The sequence below is a fragment of the Salinicola salarius genome (assembly GCF_002179555.1).
Lineage (GTDB): Bacteria > Pseudomonadota > Gammaproteobacteria > Pseudomonadales > Halomonadaceae > Salinicola > Salinicola salarius_A.
This window is the reverse complement of record NZ_NHOU01000095.1, coordinates 1-1,899: the sequence shown is the minus strand read 5'-3', so window position 1 is coordinate 1,899 and position 1,899 is coordinate 1. Positions and strand designations below refer to the sequence as shown.

2 protein-coding genes are annotated in these 1,899 nt (G+C 59.2%); one reads left to right on the top strand and one right to left on the bottom strand.

All coding sequences use genetic code 11. The features are described from left to right. Positions 1-805: hypothetical protein (locus CCD76_RS19235; protein WP_218777091.1), on the top strand; the 805-nt coding region annotated here is incomplete at its 5' end. A 46-nt stretch (positions 806-851) separates the two neighbouring features. Here CCD76_RS19235 and CCD76_RS19230 read toward each other — a convergent pair. Beyond that, a protein-coding gene (locus CCD76_RS19230) for an IS3 family transposase (protein WP_087721096.1) occupies positions 852-1,897 on the bottom strand; the annotation gives its coding sequence in 2 pieces (ribosomal slippage) (positions 852-1,675 and positions 1,675-1,897; 1,047 coding nt in all). Between the last annotated feature and the right edge of the window lie 2 nt (positions 1,898-1,899).

Below are 1,899 nucleotides of genomic sequence, written 5' to 3'. Positions count from 1 at the left end.
ATGGGTGTCCGGTTTTAGTGAACCACTACAGGAAGCGTATGGGCAAGCCTTCCTGGACGAACTTTGCGAGCAGATACGTGGGTACGCTACCTGGATGAACGAGGAGCTCGACGACTTCTATCGGGAGTATGAGGATCAGCTAGGCCAGATCGGCCCCGACCAGGATAAAGATGCTCAAGTGCTATTGGGACTGAAAATGGCACCACATTTTTGGGCTTTCTTTGAGCATAAACGCCAAAGCGCCACGGAAATTTTACGACACCATACAAGCCCTGCAGGCGAACCCGATCCATTAATTGTGAAGTGGAACGAGGGCAGGTATGGAATCTACGTGGCACAAGTGCCTCTGGATACCGTGTCTCGCTGGCGTCAGCCTCCCCCCGTAGGGATTGTGCCGCTGATCGAGCGTGGCCTATTGATGCGCAAGGACCCTGAGCTCAGCCCGGCGGCCATTGATGCGCTTGAGGCGGACATGAGCCAGGCGGAGGTGGCCGATCGACTCACCTGGCTGCTGCACTGGCTGCGGGGTGTCGCCTGTTATCGTGCCGAAGACTATGCCTCTGCTGCCACTCACTACCAGCGAGCGTTCGACGCTGCCAAGTACACGGCCGGTGAGTACCAGTACCTGCTCGTGAACCAGTATATCGAGGTGATGGCAAAGACCCGCCAATGGCGGCAATTCAAGAAAGGCGTTCTGTGGGCCTGCTATCTCGGTGTATCGGTTCGTTGGCTTCGTGAAGACAAGCCCACCACAGACAACCTGAAAAGGGTCTACGAACTTATGGGAATGAAGCAGATGAATTGACCTTCCCCCTGGTTTAGGTCCGTCATCAATGTGAGAAACCGCTCCTTCAGGCACATTGCTGGGCATAGACCACGGGTGGCAAATAGCCCAGCGAGCTGTGCGGTCTGACATGGTTGTAGTGGGTTCTCCATTGTGTGATTTCGTGTCGTGCATCCGCCAGGCTCAAGAACCAATGCTGATTGAGGCAGCTGTCTCGGAACTTGCCGTTGAAGCTCTCGATGAACGCATTCTGCGTCGGCTTGCCCGGTTGGATGAAGGCCAGCGTCACCGTCCGCTCACGCGCCCAGAAGAACATGGCCTTGCTGGTCAGTTCCGGCCCGTTATCGCAAACAATCGAGGCTGGCAGTGAGCGCTGCTGCGCGATCTCGTCCAGGAACCGGGCCAGCCGACGTCCTGAGATAGACGTATCCACCAACTGGCCGACACACTCGCGGCTGAAATCGTCCACGATGTTCAGCACACGAAAGCGGCGTCCCGAGGCCAACTGGTCCGACACGAAGTCCATCGACCAGCGCTGGTTGGGCCTGTCCGGCAGTGGCATCGGTATTCTCGGCCGGAGCAACCGCTTACGCCGCCGAGTTCGGACCTGAAGACCCTGCTCGCAGTACAGCCGGTAGGTCCGCTTGCGATTGATCACCAGGCCCTCCTGACGCAACAAGGCATGCAGCAGCAAGTAGCCATAGCGGGGATAGCAGGTCGCCAAGGCTTGTAGACGGGCCCGAAGCGGCGCATCGTCACGCGGCATCACCTGGTACCGGGCTACCGACCTTGCCAGGCCCAGCAATCGGCAGGCACCTCGCTGGCTGAGCCAACCGCCTGCCACCAAGTGCTTCACCGCACGCCGCTTCGCTTCGGGCGTCACCACTTTCCCGAGACAATCTCCTTGAGCGCAGCATTGTCGAGGGCGCTTTCCGCCAGGAGCTTCTTCAGCCGGGCGTTCTCGGTCTCCAGCTCGCGCAGGCGCTTGGCCTCCGAGACTTCCATGCCACTGTACTTGGCCTTCCAGCGGTAGAGGGTCTGCTCGGTCACGCCGTTCTGCCGAGCCAGCTCGGCGATCGAGACGCCGCGCTCGTTGGCCTTGAGGATGCTGATGA